The organism is Streptomyces sp. ALI-76-A (assembly GCF_030287445.1).
Lineage (GTDB): Bacteria > Actinomycetota > Actinomycetes > Streptomycetales > Streptomycetaceae > Streptomyces.
The window spans coordinates 654,327-673,574 of sequence record NZ_JASVWB010000004.1; the positions used below are offsets into that span (position 1 = coordinate 654,327).

General features: G+C 73.2%; 16 protein-coding genes and 1 pseudogene. 9 read left to right on the plus strand and 8 right to left on the minus strand.

Translation table 11 applies throughout. The features are described from left to right. Positions 1–258 precede the first annotated feature (258 nt). From QQS16_RS38960 to QQS16_RS38975, 4 genes are all read right to left on the minus strand, one after another. A complete protein-coding gene (locus QQS16_RS38960) occupies positions 259–3,144 on the minus strand; it encodes an ATP-binding protein (protein WP_286067317.1) in 2,886 nt (961 codons plus the stop codon). 263 nt (positions 3,145–3,407) lie between these two features. Then, positions 3,408–4,805: an acyltransferase gene (locus QQS16_RS38965; protein WP_286067318.1), complete on the minus strand. Its 1,398-nt coding sequence runs from the start codon at positions 4,803–4,805 to the stop codon at positions 3,408–3,410. A gap of 6 nt (positions 4,806–4,811) precedes the next feature. Beyond that, positions 4,812–6,032, minus strand: a complete 1,221-nt coding sequence (locus QQS16_RS38970; RefSeq protein WP_286067320.1) for a cytochrome P450 — start codon at positions 6,030–6,032, stop codon at positions 4,812–4,814. A 225-nt stretch (positions 6,033–6,257) separates the two neighbouring features. Then, positions 6,258–7,481, minus strand: a complete 1,224-nt coding sequence (locus QQS16_RS38975) for a cytochrome P450 (protein ID WP_286067322.1) — start codon at positions 7,479–7,481, stop codon at positions 6,258–6,260. A 397-nt stretch (positions 7,482–7,878) separates the two neighbouring features. On the opposite strand from QQS16_RS38975, the gene QQS16_RS38980 reads away from it, so the two are divergent. The 4 genes from QQS16_RS38980 to QQS16_RS38995 all read left to right on the plus strand — a co-directional run bounded on the left by QQS16_RS38980 (position 7,879) and on the right by QQS16_RS38995 (position 10,556). After that, on the plus strand, positions 7,879–8,091 hold the full coding sequence (locus QQS16_RS38980) for a ferredoxin (RefSeq protein ID WP_286067323.1): 213 nt from the start codon (positions 7,879–7,881) through the stop codon (positions 8,089–8,091). A gap of 46 nt (positions 8,092–8,137) precedes the next feature. Beyond that, positions 8,138–9,385, plus strand: a complete 1,248-nt coding sequence (locus tag QQS16_RS38985; RefSeq protein WP_286067324.1) for an activator-dependent family glycosyltransferase — start codon at positions 8,138–8,140, stop codon at positions 9,383–9,385. A gap of 89 nt (positions 9,386–9,474) precedes the next feature. Further along, complete coding sequence (locus QQS16_RS43650) at positions 9,475–9,771, plus strand: hypothetical protein (RefSeq protein WP_353479749.1); 297 nt, start codon at positions 9,475–9,477, stop codon at positions 9,769–9,771. Beyond that, positions 9,765–10,556 (plus strand): AfsR/SARP family transcriptional regulator, encoded by a 792-nt coding sequence (locus QQS16_RS38995; protein ID WP_286067325.1) that lies wholly within the window; start codon positions 9,765–9,767, stop codon positions 10,554–10,556. Before QQS16_RS43650 ends, QQS16_RS38995 begins: the two co-directional genes overlap by 7 nt. Positions 10,557–10,616: 60 nt before the next feature. Here the strand turns inward: QQS16_RS38995 and QQS16_RS39000 are convergent, their stop codons facing one another. After that, positions 10,617–11,600: an NAD-dependent epimerase/dehydratase family protein gene (locus QQS16_RS39000; RefSeq protein ID WP_286067326.1), complete on the minus strand. Its 984-nt coding sequence runs from the start codon at positions 11,598–11,600 to the stop codon at positions 10,617–10,619. 187 nt (positions 11,601–11,787) lie between these two features. On the opposite strand from QQS16_RS39000, the gene QQS16_RS39005 reads away from it, so the two are divergent. Further along, positions 11,788–12,396 (plus strand): dTDP-4-dehydrorhamnose 3,5-epimerase family protein, encoded by a 609-nt coding sequence (locus tag QQS16_RS39005; protein WP_286067328.1) that lies wholly within the window; start codon positions 11,788–11,790, stop codon positions 12,394–12,396. Between the two features lie 46 nt (positions 12,397–12,442). Further along, complete coding sequence (locus QQS16_RS39010) at positions 12,443–13,672, plus strand: macrolide family glycosyltransferase (protein ID WP_286067329.1); 1,230 nt, start codon at positions 12,443–12,445, stop codon at positions 13,670–13,672. Between the two features lie 90 nt (positions 13,673–13,762). Here QQS16_RS39010 and rfbH read toward each other — a convergent pair whose 3' ends face one another. After that, positions 13,763–15,064: a lipopolysaccharide biosynthesis protein RfbH gene (gene rfbH / locus QQS16_RS39015; RefSeq protein ID WP_286067330.1), complete on the minus strand. Its 1,302-nt coding sequence runs from the start codon at positions 15,062–15,064 to the stop codon at positions 13,763–13,765. Positions 15,065–15,330: 266 nt separating this feature from the next. Between rfbH and QQS16_RS39020 the strand changes: the two genes are divergently transcribed. Then, positions 15,331–16,689: an acyltransferase gene (locus tag QQS16_RS39020; protein WP_286067332.1), complete on the plus strand. Its 1,359-nt coding sequence runs from the start codon at positions 15,331–15,333 to the stop codon at positions 16,687–16,689. A gap of 68 nt (positions 16,690–16,757) precedes the next feature. Here QQS16_RS39020 and QQS16_RS39025 read toward each other — a convergent pair whose 3' ends face one another. Beyond that, positions 16,758–16,976 (minus strand): hypothetical protein, encoded by a 219-nt coding sequence (locus tag QQS16_RS39025; RefSeq protein ID WP_286067334.1) that lies wholly within the window; start codon positions 16,974–16,976, stop codon positions 16,758–16,760. A gap of 223 nt (positions 16,977–17,199) precedes the next feature. On the opposite strand from QQS16_RS39025, the gene QQS16_RS39030 reads away from it, so the two are divergent. Next, complete coding sequence (locus tag QQS16_RS39030) at positions 17,200–17,832, plus strand: HAD family hydrolase (protein WP_286067335.1); 633 nt, start codon at positions 17,200–17,202, stop codon at positions 17,830–17,832. A 208-nt stretch (positions 17,833–18,040) separates the two neighbouring features. After that, complete coding sequence (locus QQS16_RS39035; protein WP_286067336.1) at positions 18,041–18,982, plus strand: SDR family oxidoreductase; 942 nt, start codon at positions 18,041–18,043, stop codon at positions 18,980–18,982. Positions 18,983–19,105: 123 nt separating this feature from the next. Here QQS16_RS39035 and QQS16_RS39040 read toward each other — a convergent pair. Then, positions 19,106–19,228, minus strand: a pseudogene (locus QQS16_RS39040) (TetR-like C-terminal domain-containing protein); the annotation flags it as partial. Positions 19,229–19,248: the final 20 nt, after the last annotated feature.

A 19,248-nucleotide genomic window follows, 5' to 3' on the forward strand; every position in this document is an offset into this window, starting at 1 on the left:
GGCCGCAGCCCGGCCCGTACGACGGGAAGGGTGCTGAGGGGAAGCGGAATACCGGCGAACTGGCCGGGCGGGGAGTGCGGTGGAATGCGGTCGGCGGTTCCGAGGAATTGCAACCGCTTGCTATGAGACAGATAACTCGCCGGTAGTGCGTATAGCGCGAATGCGTTTCTCGCACTCGGCCTGGCGCGCATCGACAGCAGAACGACAGCTGCTCGGCCCGTGGCGGGTGCGCGGGCCCGGAGCCGTCGAGTCACCCTGTCAGGATCCGATCTGGGCGTCCGCCGACTCCAGGGCGTCGCGCAACTGGCGTCGGCCGGACAGGCCGAGCTTGCGGTACACGGAGGTCAGATGAACCTCCACGGTCCGCTGGGTGACGAACAGGGTCTCCGCGATCCACGCGTTGGAGCGCCCGTCCGCCGCCAACCGGGCCACCTGTGCCTCACTGCGGGTGAGGGCACCGAGCCCCCGCGACACGGGCCGGCGCGGACGGGCACCCGTCGCCAGCAGTGCCCGGTGGGCGACCTCGTGCAGGGAGCGGGCGCCGAGCGCGTACGACTCCTCCCACCCCTGACGCAGCACCTCCCGCGCGGCCTTGCGGTGACCGAGGGCATCCAGGGCGCGGCCTCTGGCGACCTTCACCCGTGCCGTCAGCAGGGCCGCCCGCGTCCCGCCGAGCACGTGCTCGGCCTCCTCCAGCAGCTTCGCGCGTTCGTCGTCGTCCACCGTCGCGGCCCACAACTCCAGTCCGGAGCCCAGCGCGAGCGGCAGGTGTGCCGACCGGGCCCCGTCGACGGCCTGCTCGGCGAGCGCGCGGGCCGCCTGGAGGTCGTCCAGGGCCAGATGGGTCCGGCCGGCCCAGTACCACCAGGGCGAGACGGCCGGGTTGGTGCGCTGCCAGGCCTCCTGGCGGCGTCCGCACTCCCGCAGGTCGGCCAGCGCCCGCACGGGGTCCTGCTGCGCCAGCCGGAGCCGGCCGCGGGCACACAGCACCTCGTTCCACTGCCAGGCCTCGCTCCGGGCCGGGTCGGGCACCCGCTCGCACAGGTCGGCGGCCTCCGCCAGTTGGCCGCGGTCCAGGAGGGTGTGCAGCCGCACGGACAGCGGGAGTGCCTCGTGCGCGGTGGCGCGGCCGACGGTGGTGTGGCGCAGTGCGTCGGACGTGTGGCGCAGCGCGCTGTCGAGGGCACCGAGCCGTTCGTGTGCCTCGGCGCTGAGCGCGAGCAGGCTGGCGTGTGCCTGGTCGAGCAACGGGTCGGTGCCGTCGATGAGCTGGCGGTAGACGTCCTGCGCCTCGTGCGGCAGGTCGGCGTAGAGCAGGACCGAGGCGGCGACGGCGAGGAAGCCGGGGGTGTCCGCGGCGGGTTCACCCCGCTCGATGATCCTGCGGGCCGCCGCGACCGACTCGGCCACCCGGTCCATCCGGGACACCGCGATGACGGCACGGGCGGCCAGCAACGCCCGCTCCTGGGCGGTGTCACCCGGCAGTCCGAGGTCGAGGGGGACCGTGTCGGCCAACCGCGTGAAGGCGGCCCGGTCGACCGTGGACGCCATCAGCAGCTGTGCTTCCAGCAGGCGGGTGCTCTCGGCACCCGAGGGCAGGATGGCCGGGTCCGCGCGGCACAGCTCCAGGAGTTCGACGGCACGGTCCACCCGGCCCTGGCGGGTCAGCGCGTCGGCGAGGGCACTGAGGGCCGTGAACCGCAGGTCCGGGGAGGTCGTCCGGTCGAGGGCCGCCGTCAGGTGCCGGACACTGGCGGCCGGGTCCAGCCGTGCTTCGGCCGTGCCCAGTTCGATCAGCAGCCCCGGGTCGCAGTCGTCGGCGCCACCGTCCGGAACGCACGGCCGCAGCAACTCCATCGCCCGGCCCGGGGTTCCGCACACCATCGCCTCGCGGGCCGCTTCCCGCAGCACGGTCGTGGCCCACGGCTGGGTCGCCGTGGCGGCGGACCGGCACAGGTGTCCGGCGACGTCCGCCGCGCCGGCGCCGATGTCGTGCAGCAGGCGGGCCGCCCGGCCGTGCGTGGCGGCACGCTCGTCGTCCGGCAGGTCGTCGAGGACGGCGTGGCGCACCAGCGTGTGCGTGAAGGCCCATGTTCCGTCGGCGGGGTCGCTGTTGACGAGCCCGAGGGCACCCAGCACGGACAGGGAGCGGTCGAAGGAGGTGGTGTCCACCAGGGCCAGGAGCGCGCACAGGTCGTGGGCGGTCCCGTCCCCCAGCACCGCCATGGCGCGGGCCGTGTCCACCGTGGCCGGAGCCTGGCGGTGCAGCAGGCGCACCACGCGGGCCCCGAAGGCGTGCATGTCCTGCTCGGTGACCGCGCTCAGCTCGGCGCCCGTCAGCGGCAGGTCCTCCGCGTACAGCGTCCCGATGAGCCGGGTCGCCAGCAGCGGATTGCCGTAGGTGGCCGCCAGGCACGCCCGTTGGAACGTCATGTCGGGCTCGGTGCCGGTGAGACGGCGGGCGAGGCGGACGATGCCCGGACCGGTGAGGGGACGGGGCCGCAGCATCCGGCAGGACGCCAGGGTGGTGATATCGGTGAGGGCCGGCGCGTCGGAACCGGTGCGGCACACGAGCGCCAGCAGCACCGGCAGGCCCGCCAGCCGTCGCGCGGTGTGGGCCAGCAGGCGTTGGGAGGCGGGGTCGGCCTCATGGGCGTCGTCCACGGCGATCAGCAGGGGAGTGCCCGCGGCGGCTCGCCTGATGACGTCGTGCAGCCGTGTCAGCACACCGAAGGAGACCTCCGTGGCATCGTTGTCGCGGCACAACTGCGCGGGTGGCCGTCTGTCGGCGAGCCCGTGCGCCGCCGACGCGGCGGGTGTCGTGGGCGGTTGGGCGTGATCGCTGTCCGGCAGGCCGGACAGCAGGGTGTGCGCGGTGCTGAGCGGCAACCGGTGTCCGTCGCCGGCGTCCGCGTGCAGGACGCACAGGTCCACGGCGCGTGCTTCCGCGATCAGGGCCCGCAGCAGGGCCGTCTTCCCGATGCCGACCGGGCCCTCCAGGACGACGAGACCGGACCGTCCGGTGGCGGTGCGCCGGGCCAGCTCCCCTAAGACGGCGAGTTCCCGCTCCCGCTCCTCGAGGGCCGGTGGCGGAGTACCGGTGCCGGACTCGCGGTGGCTGTGACCCTGCGAGGCGACGATCATGACCGTGTCCCTCTCTCCCGGCGTCGCGAGGCGGAGCCGGCCGCCGGGCCGGTGTGGCCGACTGCCGCGGGCGTACGCCGAGATGTCGGCCTGACGCCCTGACCTCTGCCCGCCATCTTGGCCCAGACCTGCCCGGCCGATCTCCAGAACTGCCTATTTTCCCGTCCGGCGGGATCCAACCCGCCCGGGTTCCCGGCCGACACGTACCCGGCCGGCCGCCCGCTCCATGCGGCCTCGGCCCCTCGTCGGACCCCGGCGGGACCTCACCCCGCGCGCCCGGACACCGCGTGCGGATGCAGCCGCTCCTGCCAGCGGCCGGTGCGGACCTGGGCCGCGTGCGGCTCGGACAGGCACAGGTAGACGTCCCGGCCTCCGTCCTCGTCCGGCGTCGGGGTGATGTGCGCGGTGGGCGCCGGCAGGTCGGGGAACTCGTACCAGAACGGACGTCCGGCACCCAGGTCGATCCGGTAGATCGGGAAACGCGACCAGTTGTTGACGGTCAGGGACATCTCGGACGCGTCCAGGGCGTGGGCCGACATCACGTGCCGGGACACGCCCCGCCGGCGGTAGGAACCGAGGAAGGCGATCTCGTCGCGGAGTTTGTCCTCCGTGTTGTTCCGCAGGCAGCCGCGCACCTCGCCCGCCACCGCCCCCAGGGACCGGCCGCGCAGGTCCCCGGCGGGCAGCGACGTCCAGCTCTTGCTGACGCAGTTCCCCCAGTACGACGACGGCAGCGCGCCGCCCAGCCCCGACCGCGCCCCGACGACGAGCCCCAGCCACTGCACCGCCTCGGCCGGATGCGCCCGCAACTCGGCCAGCGCACGCCACAGATGGGCCGTCAGCACATCGTTGGTGGACACCCAGGCATCCGGGTCCGCTTCCGTCAGTTCCGCCAGTTCTCCCAGCGCCCGGGTCTTCATCGCCGCCAGCTCGGCCGCCTCGAACCGGGTGGTGACGGTGGCGCGCTTGCGCAGACCCGGGCGCAGGGTGGTCAGCAGATGACGCGTCCGGCCGACGCCGACGAAGGCGCGGCCGTCCCGCGTCGCCGGGTCGTCCGACAGCCGGCCGAGCGCGTCCAGCGCCCCGCGGTCGTGGCTGGGCTCCTCCCAGGAAAGCCCGAGGTGTTCACGCGACCAGTTCTCCAGGAAGGCGAGGGCGCTCCCGCCGTCCGCGAGGCTGTGGCTGATCAGCACGCCGAGCACCGATCCGCCGCCGCGCATCCGCGTGAGCCGGATCTTCAGCAGAGGAGTGTCCCGGCCCACCACACCGAAGGGACTCACCTCGCGCACGACGTCCCCGATGACCGGCTGTGCGCGCAGCCGGTGTCCGTACGCGCGCATCGGGTCACAACTGGACGCCTCGGTGAAGCGCACGCCCGCGTCGTTGCACCGCACGCTCAGTCCGCCGTCCGCGTCCCGCTCCAGCCGCCCCGCCAGCGGCGGGTAGCGCCGCAGGGTGCGGGCCAGTGAGGAGCGCAGCGCCCCTCCGTCGAGCGTGCCGCGGTAGAAGAACGTCAGCGGTGTGTACCAGGGACCGGTCAGCAGGTCGTAGGCGGTGAGCCGGACCCGGCCGCCGCCGGCCGTCCCGGCCCGGACCGTGTGCACGCTCTCCACCCGGCTGTCGACGACCGTCCGGAACCGCGGAGTCTCCCCTCTCCCCACGGCCGCTCAGTCCCAGCTCACGAGCAGCCGGTCCACGCCGTAGTGCACCGCGCGGTCCCGCAGCGGCACCTCCTCGGCCGGCTCCGCCAGCCGCAGGGTCGGGAACCGCTCGAAGAGCCTGCTCAGCCCGATCCGCAGGCTCGCGCGGGCCACGTGCTGGCCCAGGCACTGGTGTGCGCCGAAGCCGAGCGCCAGGTGCTTGCGCGGCGTGCGGGTGACGTCGAGCCGGTCGGGGTCGTCGAAGACCTCGGGGTCGCGGTTGGCCGCCGGCAGCGACAGCACCACCGTCTGGCCCGCCTTGATCACGGTGCCGTCGATCTCCACGTCCTCCAGCGCGCACCGGCTGGAGCCCATGTGGGAGATCGTCAGGTAGCGCAGCAGCTCGTCCACCGCCCCCTGCGCGTACAGCTCGGGCCGCTCCCGCAGCAGGGCCAGCTGGCCGGGATGGACCAGCAGGGCGAAGGTGCTCAGCGCCAGCATGTTCGGCGTGGTGTCCAGCGAGCCGGCCAGGGTGAGCACCGCCATGTTGACCAGTTCCTCCTCGGTCAGTTCGCCGCTCGCGGCCAGCCTGCCGAAGAAGTCGTCGCCGCGCTCGGCCATGCGCGCGCGGATCATGGGTCGGATGAGGGCGTCCATCGCCTCCACGTGGTGGATGAACTCCTCCAGCGTGTAGGTGAGCGCCATCAGGACCGAGAAGTGCTCCTGGATGCCGTCCATCAGCTCCGGCGACACGTCCATCAGCGAGCACGTCGAACGCAGGCCGACCTTCTCCGCGAAGCCGGTCACCAGGTCGGCCGGCGAACCCTCGGCCGCCATCTCCTCCAGGGCCTCGTCGACGATGCGGGTCAGCTCCGGCTCGTGGCGCTGGACGGTGCGCAGCGTGAAGTGGCCCGCCAGCAGCCGGCGGTACTTGGTGTGCTCGGGCGCGTCCGTCTTGGCGAACGAGCCGGGCGGGGAGGGCTGCGGCGCGTACTCGGTCATCGGGAACGGCGGGGCGACGACGTGCGCGAGGAGTTCGTTGCGGTGGCTGAAGCGGTCGTCGGCGAGAATCCGGCGGATCAGGTCGTAGCGGGTCACCAGCCAGCCGGAGGGATCCTTCGGCGCCACCTGGAAGGTGATCGGACTGACCGGTTCCTCGGCGCGCAGCCTGGCGTAGGCGGCGGGCGGGTCGAAAGGGCACTTGCCGCGGTCCGAGGGGATCACGGGCGGATCGGGCCGGGTCTTCATGGGGTCACTCCGTCGGAATACGGGGGCTTGGGCGCGAGGTGGGCGGGCCGGTGCCGCGGGGGCGGCGGGACGACGGCCACGCGGGGCGGCCGGGCCGGCGAGGAGAGGGGCGAGAGCACTTCACAGGCGGCCGGTGCGGGGAAAGGCGTACGGCGGTGGCCGGGACCGGGGAGCGGCGGGCCACGCACGGCAGCCGGCGCGGGGGTGCGGGGGTGCGGGAAACGGTCAGGCGCGTTCCACGCACAGTGGCAGGTGCCGGGCGCCGAAGACGTTCGTGCCGTGCCAGGAGAGCCGGACCGAGGGATCGACGCGGATCCGCGTGTACCGGTCCAGCAGGGCCTCCAGCGCGATCCGGCCCTCCAGCCGGGCGAGCGGGGCCCCGATGCAGTAGTGGATGCCGTGCCCGAACGCCGCCTGCCGGGCGTTGGCGCGGTCCGGGCGGAACGCGTCCGGCGCGTCGAACACCCGCTCGTCGCGGTTGGCGGCCAGCAGCCACAGATGCACCAGCGTGTCGGGTCCCATCTCCATGCCCGCGACGGTCGTGGCGGTGGTGGTGACCCGTTCGATCCGCGTGAACGGCGGCCGCAGCCGCAGCGTCTCCTCGATGACCGCGGGAATCAGTGAACGGTCCGCACGCACCTTCGCCAGCAGGTCCGGGTCCGAGTCCAGGCACATCAGCGCGTTGCCGACCAGCACGGACGTGGTGATGTGCCCGGCGAGCAGCAGCAGGGTGGCGAAGCTGGCGATGTCCTCGTCCTCCAGGCGTTCCCCGTCGACTTCGGCGGCGACCAGGGTGCCCAGCAGATCCCCTCGCGGTTCCTCCCGGCGGGCCTCGATGAAGGTCTGGAGGTAGGCGGTGATGGTGACCGCGGTCTCCTCCATGCGGCGCACACTCTCCGGGTCCTCCGGGTCGGTGGACAGCAGCTGGTCGGCCCAGCCCTGGAACAGGCCGCGGTCCGCCGTCGGCACGCCCAGCATGCGGGCGATGACGGTCACCGGCAGCGGGTTGGCCAGCGCGTCCACGAGGTCGAAGCGGTCCTCGGTGACGGCGTCCAGCAACTCGCCGGTCAGCTCGGCGATCCACGGTTCGAGCCCGGCGATCAGACCGGGTGTGAACGCCTTGCTCACCAGGCGGCGCATCTTTCCGTGCAGCGGCGGGTCCAGCAGCAGGAGCGTGCCGCGCGGCGCCTTCCTCCTGCCGCCCGACAGACGGCCCACCGTGTCCGAGGAGAAGACGGCGGGATCGGAGAGCACCTGTTGCACGTCGGCGTGGCGGAAGACGTGCACATGACCCTGCTCGTCCCGCCAGGTCCGCTGCTCCTCGCGCATCCGCGCCGCCCACGCCAGCAGGGTGACACCGCCGTCCGGTTCCACGGACGGCGCGCGGCCGGGCCGGGGGGCCGTGGCGGGCGGCGGGTCGAGCACGTCCGAAGTGCCTTGCTGCGTCACCCGGATTCCCCTTTCACGAAGTCGTCGTACGGCCGCTCACGTCCCCCTCCGACGGCTGTCCCGGAACCGGGCCGGGGAGACGCACACCGCGACGGCCGGTCCGGGAGCGGCCCGCACCGGGCGCCGGCCGGCACCGAGCGCGGTCGCACGGGCTGCCGTCGGTGCCGGTCACTCCAGCACGGCCGGCGCGGGCCCGGCCAGCAATGCCGGAGCACTCTAGGGATTTTCCGAGTACCGGCCGGTCCGTCCCGCTCGCGGAACGGGGCGGACCGCGTGAATTACTGGAGGAAACCCCAGACAGCGCCCGAGCGCGCCCCCGGTCCCGCCGGGACGCCCGCAAGATGGGCACGACCCGGCATGCGGAACGGAACCTTTGAACCGGCTGACAGGGGGCGGCATGGACATCACCATCGACCAGGACCGGTGCATCGGCGCCGGCCAGTGCGCGCTCATCGCACCCGCCGTCTTCGACCAGCGTGACGAGGACGGACTCGCCGTGCTGCTGACCGACCGGCCCGGAAGCGATCAGCACACCGCGGTGCGCGAGGCGGCCGAGTCCTGTCCGCTCAGTGCCATATCCGTGCGGGAGGACCCGGAACCGGCGGCCTGAGGCCCGTCGCGCACCGCCCCCGCGGCCCCGACGAGGAGAGAGACCCATGCGCGTCCTGTTCGCCGGCCTGCCGGAGAAGTCGCACGTCTACACGATGGTGCCGCTGGCCTGGGCCCTGACGGCGGCCGGGCACGAGGTGCTGATGGCCAACGCCCCGTCGCTGACCGAGGTCGTCACCGGCGCCGGCCTGGTCGCCGCCCCGGTCGGCAGCGACCACGACCTCCACCGCGACATGGCCGTGGCCCGGGACTCCCAGGACGCCGACGTCGCCAACTGGAGTCACCTGGGCTACGGCGACATCGACCACGCCGGCCTGGTCGCCCGCTACCGGATCAGCGTCCCCTACGGATTCGCCCGCTACAACGACCCGATCCTCGACGACCTCGTCGCCCTCGCCCGCGACTGGCGGCCCGACCTCGTCGTACGGGACCCCATCGCCTACGCCGGCGGCATCGCGGCCCGGGCCTGCGGTGCCGCCCATGCCCGTCTGCTGTGGTGCGCGGACGTCTACGGCCAGGCCCGCGCCACCTTCGTCGAACTGGCCCGGGACATGCCCGAGGAACAGCGCGTGGACCCCCTCGCCGACTGGATCGACGAGCGGGGCCGCCCCTACGGCGTGCGCTGCGACGAGGAACTCCTCAACGGGCAGTTCACGCTCGACACCCTGCCCCCGAGCCTGCGCCCGGCGAGCGACCTGAGGACCGTGTCCGTGCGGTACATCCCCTACAACGGCCGTGCCGTGCGGGAACAGTGGCTGCGCGAGGAGCCCAAGCGGCCCCGCGTCTGCGTCACTCTGGGACGCACCAACACCGAGGCGTACGGCGGCGACTACGTGGCCGTGCCCGACATCCTGCGGTCCCTGTCCCGGCTCGACGCGGAGATCGTCGCCGCGCTGCTGCCGGAGCAGACCGACCGCCTGGGCGAACTGCCCGCCAACGTACGGGCCGTCAGCGGCGTCGCCCTCAGCACACTGCTGCCCAGCTGCGCCGCCGTCGTCCACCACGGCGGCTGGGGCACCTTCTCCACCGCCCTGGTCAACGCCGTACCGCAGTTGGCGCTGTCCACCCTCGTCGCCGACCAGGAACTGCGCGGCCGTTCCCTGGAGGAGGCCGGCGCCGGGTTCTTCCTGCACCACTCCGAGAGCGACCCCGACCGGGTGGCGGACCTCGCCCGGCGGCTCCTGGACGACCCCTCCCACGCCGCCGCCGCACGCCGGCTGCGCGACGAGTCCGCCGCCATGCCCAGCCCCTACGACATCGTGCCGGACCTGGCCGATCTGGTCGCGGGCGACTGACCCCCGCCGGGCCGCCGTCCCGCCGGGCGGCCACCACCGCACCACCGGAAGGAAGGAGGACGGCGCCGCTCGGCACGCGCCGCATCCGCATGAGTCAGACCCGCGTCCTGGTGACCGGCGGCGCCGGTTTCACCGGTTCCCGCTCCGTCCGCACCCTGCCCGGGCCCGGCGGACCCGACGACGTCACCGTCACCGTTCTCCATGCCCGCACCCATGCCCCAGGTCCGGCCCACCTCGGCCCGGTCCAGGACTCGCCCCGCTCCCGTCCGAGCGCCGGCCGCGTCCGCGAGGCCCTCGCCGGGTTCCGCGACGATCCCGGTGTGCGGGAGGAGGCCACCCGCCGCGCCGTCCTGCATGAACCGCCCTCGGAGGCCGTGCCGTGCTGAGGTGGCGAACCCTGGGCCCGCTGCGGGCCACCCGCGACGGCCGGGACGTCACTCCGACGGCGCCGAAGGTGCGCCAGGTCCTGGCCCTGCTGCTGGCCCGCCACAACACGGTCGTGCCGCTGACCGCCATCGTCGAGGAACTGTGGTCGGGGCGGGCGCCGCGCAGCGCGGTCACCACCGTGCAGACGTACGCCTACCAGCTGCGCAAGGCGCTGCACGGGGGCGAGGAGCCGGACGGCCCCGACGGCGGGCCGCTGGTCACCCACGCGCACGGCTACCTGCTGCGGGTGGGACCCGGGGAGTGCGACGCGCAGGAGTTCACCGCGCTGACCGGCGAGGCGCGGACCGCGCTGGCCTGTGGTGACCCCGGTGCCGCGGAGACCGTGATCGGCCGGGCGCTGGAGCTGTGGGAGGGGCCGCTGTTCGCGGACGTGGCACACGGCCCGCTGCTGCGCGGATACGCCCTGCGGATGGGGGAGTCGCACCTCCAGGCACAGGAACTGCGCATCACCGCGGGCCTGCAACTGGGCCGGCACCGCGAACTCGTCGGGGACCTCAAGGAACTGGCGTGCGCGCACCCCCTGCACGAGTGGTTCCAGGGCACCCTCATCATCGCCCTCCAGCGGTGCGGCCGGCGCAGCGAGGCGCTCGAGGTGTACCAGCGGCTGCGCGTGGTGCTGCGTGACGAGCTCGGTCTCGATCCCTCGCCCGGTCTGCAACAGCTGCGCCAGCATGTCCTGACCGACCGGGTCAGCACCGCGGACCTCGACCTGCTGCCCGGGTGACCCCCGCCCACCGACGACGCCCCGAGGTGCGCCGTGCCCTGCCCGGCGTGGCCGGGGCGGTCAGTCCTGCTGCGCCGCGGCCTGCCACAGGTCCTCCACCATGTCCCGGGGGGTGCGCCGCGGTTCCCAGCCGAGTACCGCGCGGGCGGCGGACACGTCCACCCCGGTCCAGCCGTTGTCCGCGGCCGGACGCAGCTCCGGGGCGCCCCGCTCCACCAGCGTGGCCGGCCGGCCGCTGATCGCGAGCAGCAGGCCGACCATGTCCCGGACGTGCTGCGAGGTGCCGCTGGCGATGTTCAGCACCCGCCCCGAGGCGTCGGGGACACGCAGTGCCGCGACCACCGCGCGCGTGACGTCCTGCGCGTCGACGAAGTCGCGGCTGCTGCGCAGCGGGGAGACCCGGATCCGCGCCGGTGCCCCGTCCCGGCCGCCGGAGAGCAACTGCGCCGCCACCTGGCCCAGCAGACTGGCACGAGGCGTGCCGGCGCCGATGACGTTCGACAGCCGCAGCACCACCGCGTCCGCCTCCCCGGCCCGCACGGCCCGCAGAACAGCCCGGGTGCCCCTCAGCTTCGTCCGTCCGTAGTCGGAGACCGGCTCCTCCGGCGACGACTCCGTCAGCCGTACGCCGTGCGGCTGCGGCGCGTACTCGTGCACCGACCCGAGCTGGATGAGCCGCGGCCGTGCCCGGGATCCGGCAAGAGCGGCCAGCAGCCGGTCCACCAGCAGCTCGTTGTTGCGGCGCATGCCCTCGGCGTCGGGGGACCAGACCTCACCGGCGGCGTTCACGATCGCCACCGGCCGTTCGGCGTCGATGAGTTCGGTGAGTGCCTGCGGGCCGCCGTGCGCCAGGTCCATCGGCCGGAACCGCCAGGAGGCGGGAGTCTTGAGCGGGCGGCGGGCGACGCCGAGGATCTCGTATCCGGCCGCTTCCAGAGCCGCTCCCACGTGCCCGCCGACGAAACCGGTCGCTCCGAGGACGACCACCCGACCGGACCCGGGGTCCGGCCCCTCCGGTCGCGCCGGCACACCGACCTCCGTCATGCCGCTCTCCTCCCGGGCCCGCCGACGCGTGCCCGTTGGTCTCCCGCACCCGCGACGCGGACGCGCGGGCCTCGGCGGCCACCTTGGCATCCGCCGGTCCAGGATCGCTCCAGGCTGCGTCGACCCGATCGGTTCACGGCTGGTCCTGGACCGGTTCTCGAACGGGATTGCCTACGGTGTTGCCACCATGAAGGTTCGAGAGATGGCCGTGCCGGACGCGTATCACATCACCCCCCGCCACCTGCGTGACGCGCGCGGCAGCTTCTACGAGTCGTTCCGGCACGACCGGCTGGCCGAGGAGATCGGCCGCCCCGTGTCCGTGGCCCAGGTCAACTACTCGGTCTCGCGCCGCCACACCCTGCGCGGGCTGCACGGGACGCTGCTCCCGCCGGGCCAGGCCAAGGTGGTGTGCGTGGTGCGGGGCGCGGTGCTCGACATCGTCGTCGACCTGCGGGTCGGGTCGCCCACCTGGGGTGTGCACGAGGTGAACGAGCTGTGCGCCGAGTCGGGGGAGACCCTGTTCGTCGCCGAGGGCCTGGTCCACGGCTTCCTGGCGCTCACCGACGACACCTGTGTGTCGTATCTGTGCTCCACCGAGTTCGTGCCCGGCACCCAGGTGGACATCGACCCCTTCGACCCCGAACTCGATCTGCCCTGGGGCCTGTCGGAGGCGCCGCTGATGTCGGCCAAGGACTCCTCGGCCATCTCCGTCGCAGAGGCCCGGGACACCGGGATCCTGGCGGGGTACGAGGAGTGCCTGGCGCACTACGCGGCGCTCCGCGAGGCCGCCCGCTGACCCCGTCCGGCCGCCGCCGCCCGCCCGCCCGACCCTTGGAGAGCTGATGCCGTCCGGCACCCCCGCACCCGTCCTGCACTACGCCCTGCTGCTCTTCGCGGACTTCGGCCACATCGCCCCCACACTGGGCGTGAGCCGCGAGCTGCTCCGGCGCGGACACCGCGTCACCTACGTCGTCGACAAGAAGTTCGCCGCCACCGTCGAGGAGACCGGCGCCCGGGCCGTCACCTACACCTCCGCCCGCGGCGAGTTCTACCGCGCCGCCGACCCCAACCCGGAACGGCTCGCCGTGGACGGCTACAACCTCCTCGTGGACACCGTGCGCACCGTCTTCCCCAGGGCCATGGAGGCGTTCGCCGACGACCGGCCGGATGTCGTGCTGTACGACTTCGAGACGGTCGCCGCCGCCCGGGTCCTCGCCCGCGAACTGGGCGCTCTCCCCGTGCAGTTGTCCCCCAGCCATGCCGCCGACGAGTCGTTCTCGCTGCGTGCGCAGATGTGGGGCGCCGACCATCCGGTGATCGCCGAGGGCGCCAAGGTGATGGTCGACTTCATGGGTGAGCACGGCATCGGCCTCGACGAGATGGGCCGCTACGGGGCCGAGTGGGATCAACACAACCTCGTGTTCCTGCCCCGCGCCTTCCAGGTCGAGGGCGACGGTTTCGACGACCGGTTCGCCTTCGTCGGCCCGACCTTCACCGAGCCGGCACCGGATTCCGGCCGGTGGGCCCCGCCCGCCGACGGCCGACGTCTGGCGCTGGTGTCGCTGGGAACAGAGGCGGGGGACCGGGGTGACTTCTTCCGGCTGTGCGCCGAGGCGTTCGACCCGGCCGACTGGCATGTGGTGATGACCCTCGGGCGCGGCAACGACCCGGAGCTTCTCGGACCGCTGCCCGCACACGTCGAGGCGCATCCCTGGCTGCCGCACCCGCTGGTGCTGCCGCACGCCGACGTCTTCGTCTGCCACGCCGGCATGGGCAGCCTGATGGAAGCCCTGTACTACGGCGTCCCCGTCGTGGCCCTGCCTCGCGCCCACGAACTGGCCGTGAGCGCGGAGCAGTTGGAGCGGTGCGGGGTGGGCCGGTCGCTGCCCCGCTCCGGGCTGACCGCGCCCGGCCTCACGGCGGCGGTGGCCGGCCTGCTCGACGATCCGGAGGCTCCCGCGGCGCTCGCCCGCATGCGGGACGCGGTCCGCACGGCCGGTGGCGCCGCCCGGGCCGCCGATCTGCTGGAGACCTGGGCCGCGGGCCGCCCCGCGGTGCCGGCCGCCGGCTGATCTCCCCGTCCCGTCCGCGCGTGTACTGCCCCCGGCGCCGGTACCGGCGCCGGGGGCAGCGGACGTCGTGTGTGGGGGGCGGGGCCGGAGTCAGTGCGGCAGCGTCACGTATTCACTCACCGTGTTGATGCTGTGGTCGAGCATCTCGTCGGTGAGCCCCGGGTAGACGCCGATCCAGAACGTGCACTCGGTGGTGACGTCACTGTTCGTCAGGGGGCCGCTGACCCGGAACCGGCGCCCCTCGTAGGCGGGATGACGGGTGAGGTTGCCCGCGAAGAAGCGTCGGGTGGCGACCTTGCTGGACTCCAGGTGCTCGATGAGCGCGCCGGGGGCGAACGGCGCGTCGGGGTGGACGGTGATGGCGAACCCGAACCAGCTGGGATCGCTGCCCTTGGTGGGCTCGGGCAGCAGGATGTGCGGCAGCCCGTCCAGGCCCTCCCGCAGCCTCGCCCAGTTGCGCCGGCGGGCGGCCCCGAACTCCTCGACCCGGCTGAGCTGCTGCAGTCCGAGTGCCGCCGCCACGTCGGTCGACTTCAGGTTGTAGCCCACGTGGGAGAAGATGTACTTGTGGTCGTAGCCCTGGGGGAGTGAACCCATCTGGTGCTCGAACCGCTTGAAGCACCGGTTGTCCTCGCCCGGTTCGCACCAGCAGTCGCGACCCCAGTCGCGCATCGACTCCACGATCCGGGCCAGGACCAGGTTGTCGGTCAGCACACAGCCGCCCTCGCCCATCGTGATGTGGTGCGCGGGGTAGAAGCTCTCGGTGGCGAGGTCGCCGAAGGTGCCGGTCAGCTGTCCCTCGTAGGTGCTGCCCAGGGCGTCGCAGTTGTCCTCGATCAGGAACAGGTCCCGGTCCCGCGCCAGTTGGGCGATCTCCCGGACCTGGAACGGGTTGCCCAGCGCGTGCGCCATCATGATCGCCCGGGTGCGCGGTCCGATCGCCTGCTCCACTCGCTCCCACGAGGCGTTGTAGGTGCCCAGTTCGACGTCGATGAAGACCGGCACCAGCCCGTTCTGCAGGATCGGGTTGACCGTCGTGGGAAAGCCGGCGGCCACCGTGATCACTTCGTCGCCGGGCCTGAGACGGTGGTCGTCCAGTTGCGGCGAGGTCAGCGAGCTGAGCGCCAGCAGGTTCGCCGAGGACCCCGAGTTGGTCAGATGCGCCTTGCGCAGGCCGAAGTACTTCGCCAGTGACCGCTCCAGCCGGCGTGAGCTGACGCCTGTGGCGATCCGCATGTCGAGAGCCGCCTCGACCAGCGCCACGCGGTCGTCCTCGGTGAGCACGGCGCCGGAGGCCTGCACCGGGGTGACCCCCGGCACGAACCCGGAGGAGACGGCGGAGCGGTGGTATTCGCGAACCAGATCCAGGATTTCGGTCTTGTCGTACCCCATCGGCTGATGGCCTCCTGTGTGTGCCGGTGGGGACGACACGTACGGCCGGCTCGCAGTCGAAGCGGGTCCCCACGCCCGTATCGATCGATCGGGGGATCCCAGATCAGCACGGGGGCACCCGCGCGGGCCAGGGCTGCCGGGCAACTCTAGGGATCCACCAAAAGCGCGGGCCGCCGCCGGCCCGGTCTAGGGAATTCCTCGCCCCGCGGCGGTCAGGCTGGAGTGCCCGGCCAGTCCCCTCCGACCGACCCATCCTGGAGACGCTCATGAAAAGCGGCCCCGCGGTAGGCGACGCCGACCGTACCGTGCTCCTGCGTGCCGGAGGGGCGGGCGGTGAACGTGTCCGGCTGAGCGTGTACGACGTGGTGAACGGCACCTTCGCCACGTCCCGCACCTTCTACTACCGGCAGCGGCTGGACACCGAGGCCCTGCGGGAGTCCCTGCGCCGGACCCTCGCGCACTACCCCCTGTTCACCGGGCGTCTCGAACGGGACGCGGACGGCGGCCTGAGCGTCGTCTGTAACGACGCCGGCGCCGTGTTCACCGAGAGCCACTGCGACCGGCCCATGCCGGACTACGGGCCCGGCCACTCGGCCAGGGACGACCTGCGCCGGTACCTCCACTCCGTCAACCCCTTCCGGGTCGTCGGGCACGACACTCCGCTGCTGACGGTCAAGGTGACGCACATGCGCGGCGGTGGTTCCGTGCTCGGCGCCTCGGTCAACCACAGCGTGGCCGACGGCCGGGGATTCCTGGATTTCCTGGTGCACTGGTCGCGCACGCACAGGGGGCAGGACCATGTGGCGCCGCCGCATGACCGCGCCGTCCTGAACGGTCTCGCCGCGGGCACGGTGCCCGCGCCGCAGGACCCCCAGTACGTGGTGGTCACCGGACGGGCCAAGTTCGGCTTCATCTGGCGGGTCAACGCGCGTGCGCGCCGGGTGCGGACCCTGACCACCCGGTTCTCCTCGGCGGAGGTCCTCGCGCTGCGGGAGGCCGCACGTGCCGGAGGCGACAACGCGCGGGCCACGAGCGGTGACGCCCTGGGTGCCCATGTGTGGCGGGTGCTGGGCGCGTTGCGGGACCGGGGACCGGAGGCCACCGAGCGGCTGGGCATCGTGGTCGGTCTGCGTGCCGCGCTGTCGGAGAGCCTGCCGCACGGGTACTCGGGCAACGCGGTCTCCAACACCACGGCCGCCCTGCCGGCCCGTGCGCTGCGGGAGGAGACCTTGGCCCACACCGCCGCAGTGGTCCGCGACGCCCTCGTCCGTGTGACCCCGCGCCGGATACGCGAGGAGGTGGCGTTCCTCGACGCGCAGCGGGACGCGCGCCGGCTCAACCGGGTGCTCACCCGTATGTCCCTGGACGCCTTCGAGAGCACGGTCGCCCTGAACAACGTCAGCCGGCTGCCGATGTACGCGATCGACTTCGGGACCGGTCGGCCGTTCTGGTTCGAGTACCCGGCGAGCCCCATCCCGTGGACCGTGCTGATCACTCCGACGCCGGACGGCGAGTACAGCCGGGATGTGCATCTCAGCGTTCCCCGCGAGGCGGCCGAGGCCCTGCGCGCTCCCGAGTGGGTGCGACGGCTGCACCCCCGAGATCACTCGCTCGACCGCCCCTGAGCGGCGTGCGGGGCCCGGCTCCCGGGGGAGCCGGGCCCTTGCGCGTCTGGGCGGGGAGGGGCCGGCGGTCAGGCCGCGCTGGGGGTGGAACCAGTTCCCCGCGGTCGTGCTCGCGACGGCGCGGGCGGTCTCCACCAGGGCCAGCCGGGGAACCAGGCGTCGGGCGCGCCCACCGCGTGCGTACTGGTGACGACGGGTCGGCGGCGCGTCAGCCTGCCCGCCGCCGAACCCAGCGGGACGGCGGAGGGCACGACGGTGAGGACGACGGCCATGTGGTCGGGGCTCACGTGATGCTCCAGAGGGACGTGGGCGCGGTGTCCGGTCACTTGTCATCGTCCCGTCGGTCCGACCAGGAGATCCCTAGACCTGGAGCCGGTCCCGGAGACCTGGAGCCGGTCCCGGGAAGCCGTCATCCTGACCTCCTGAGGGGCTGCCTCATCCCGTGCATGCTTTGCCGAGCGATGGTGCACATTCCCACGCAGGAGGCGCCGACGATGGCATAGTTGAACCGTGTTCATGTCGGATCACTTGGGCGTCGTCTTCTTCTCCGTCGACTGCGTTCTGAGCGAAGGGTGCGGCCTCACTCGCCTCGTAGAGGAGCGTCTCGGACTGTGCGCGTCGGAGAGCACCACCGAGCCGGACGGCACGGCTCCCGACGCAGAGCGCTGGGCCGGAGTGTCCGAGAGCGCGCTGCACACCGAACTGGAAGGGCTTGCGCTGCGTCCCGGCGTCCAGGAGACCGTCGACTGGTGCTGGCGAAACGGACTGGTGCCGATCGCCCTGTCCCTCACCTGGACGCCGATCGTGGCGCGGCTGGCCGACCGGTTCGGCTTCCACTCGTACTCGGGCCGGCCGCTGGAGACCCGTGAGGGCCACTTCACCGGCCGCGCGACCCGCCCGGCGAACGCCACCGACCAGTGGAGGTTCGCGGTCCGACGGGCCGACGAACTCGGTGTCCCCCTCGCCGGCTGCGCCGCCGTCGGCGCATGCCTCGCCGACGCCCAGCTCTTCGGCGCGGTCGGCATCAGCATCGCCTTCAACGCCCCGGACGATGTCCGCGTCCTGGCGGACACGGCGGTGGACGGCGACGACCTGCGGACGCTCATCCCGGCGCTGGAGCAGCTGAAGGCCAGGACGAGGTAGGCCGCGGCCCGGTTCCCCCGCCGCACCGGCCCGCACCGGTGGGACGGCGACTGCCGTTCCACCGTAAGCACCCGCTCCGGATCCTCTGCCCGGGGTGGGCGGGGTCGGGGGCCGAACGGGTCGGAGAACCCATCACCCGCGCCGCACCGGGTATGTCGGTAGGGGGCCGCCGTCGACGGGCCGGTGGCAGGGAAAGGAACGAGGGCGTATGCGCGACATCCCCGGTACCGGACGGTCCCGTACCGCTTCCGTTTCGCCACTCGGCGGTCGGGTCGCGGTCGTGACCGGTGCCGCGCGCGGAGTGGGTGAGGCCCTCGCACGGCACCTGTCCGACGCCGGGATGCTCGTCGCGCTGGTGGGGCGCGAGGAAGAGACCCTCTGCCAGGCGGCGGCCTCCCTGCCCAACCGGAGCGTGTGCGTCGAGGTCGACGTCACCGATGCCGGGGCCCTCGACCGCGCCGCCCGGACGATCAGCGACGTGCTGGGGCCGGCGAGCGTGGTCGTGGCCAACGCGGGCATCGCCATCGGCGGCCCCTTCGCCCGTACCCCGGCCGACCTGTGGCAGCGGGTCGTGGACGTCAACCTCACCGGATCCGCCAACACCGCCAGAGCCTTCCTGCCCCAACTCACCCGCACCCGCGGCTACTTCCTCCAGATCGCCTCCACCGCCGCCTTCGGCTCCGCTCCGATGATGAGCGCCTACTGCGCCTCCAAGTCCGGAGTCGAATCCTTCGCCCAGGCCCTGCGCGGCGAGGTGGCACCGGACGGGATCGTCGTGGGCATCGCCTACCTGCACTGGACCGGAACCGACATGGTCACCGGCGTCGACGACCATCCCGTTCTCACGGCCCTGCGACGCAACCAGCCCCGCTTCGCCCGCACGGTGCACAGCGCCGACCAGGTCGCCGACTGGCTGACCACCGGCATCACCCGCCGCGCCCGCCACATCTACGCGCCGCCATGGCTGCGCTGGTGCCAGCCGCTGAGACCCGCGTTCCCCGCCGTCGTCTCCTACCTGACCCGACGGGAGCTGCGCCGCCTGTCGCCGACCGAGCTGGCCGCCGACATCGGAGTCCTGGGCGCCGGCGGCCGGGCGGACTGGGAGGCCCACCGGGCCGGCGCCCGCCCCCCTCGCACCGAGGACCCGTGAGCTGGACGACCGGCCGCGCCGGCCGCTGCCATCAGCCCCGTATGGACCGGATGAAGCCGCACGTCGTGCATCAGCGCCGCTCGCCGCCCGTCCCGCTCCAACGCCGCCGGGGCCACGGCGTTCTCACAGGGCGCGCAGGCCCCGGTCGGCGAAGGCGATCAGCCACTCGAAGCTCTCGTCGATGTCGGCGCTCCACTGGAAGGCTCCGGCCGCCTGCAGCGTGGCGAAGCCGTGGCACAGGCTGCGGTCCGCGCCGGGCCTCGCCT

Coding starts and splice junctions, on each gene's coding strand:
- QQS16_RS38960 (WP_286067317.1), bottom strand. CDS start 3,144: ATGATCGTCGCCTCGCAGGGTCACAGCCACCGCGAGTCCGGCACCGGT.
- QQS16_RS38970 (WP_286067320.1), bottom strand. CDS start 6,032: ATGAAGACCCGGCCCGATCCGCCCGTGATCCCCTCGGACCGCGGCAAG.
- QQS16_RS38980 (WP_286067323.1), top strand. CDS start 7,879: ATGGACATCACCATCGACCAGGACCGGTGCATCGGCGCCGGCCAGTGC.
- QQS16_RS38985 (WP_286067324.1), top strand. CDS start 8,138: ATGCGCGTCCTGTTCGCCGGCCTGCCGGAGAAGTCGCACGTCTACACG.
- QQS16_RS43650 (WP_353479749.1), top strand. CDS start 9,475: ATGAGTCAGACCCGCGTCCTGGTGACCGGCGGCGCCGGTTTCACCGGT.
- QQS16_RS39000 (WP_286067326.1), bottom strand. CDS start 11,600: ATGACGGAGGTCGGTGTGCCGGCGCGACCGGAGGGGCCGGACCCCGGG.
- QQS16_RS39005 (WP_286067328.1), top strand. CDS start 11,788: ATGAAGGTTCGAGAGATGGCCGTGCCGGACGCGTATCACATCACCCCC.
- QQS16_RS39010 (WP_286067329.1), top strand. CDS start 12,443: ATGCCGTCCGGCACCCCCGCACCCGTCCTGCACTACGCCCTGCTGCTC.
- rfbH (WP_286067330.1), bottom strand. CDS start 15,064: ATGGGGTACGACAAGACCGAAATCCTGGATCTGGTTCGCGAATACCAC.
- QQS16_RS39020 (WP_286067332.1), top strand. CDS start 15,331: ATGAAAAGCGGCCCCGCGGTAGGCGACGCCGACCGTACCGTGCTCCTG.
- QQS16_RS39035 (WP_286067336.1), top strand. CDS start 18,041: ATGCGCGACATCCCCGGTACCGGACGGTCCCGTACCGCTTCCGTTTCG.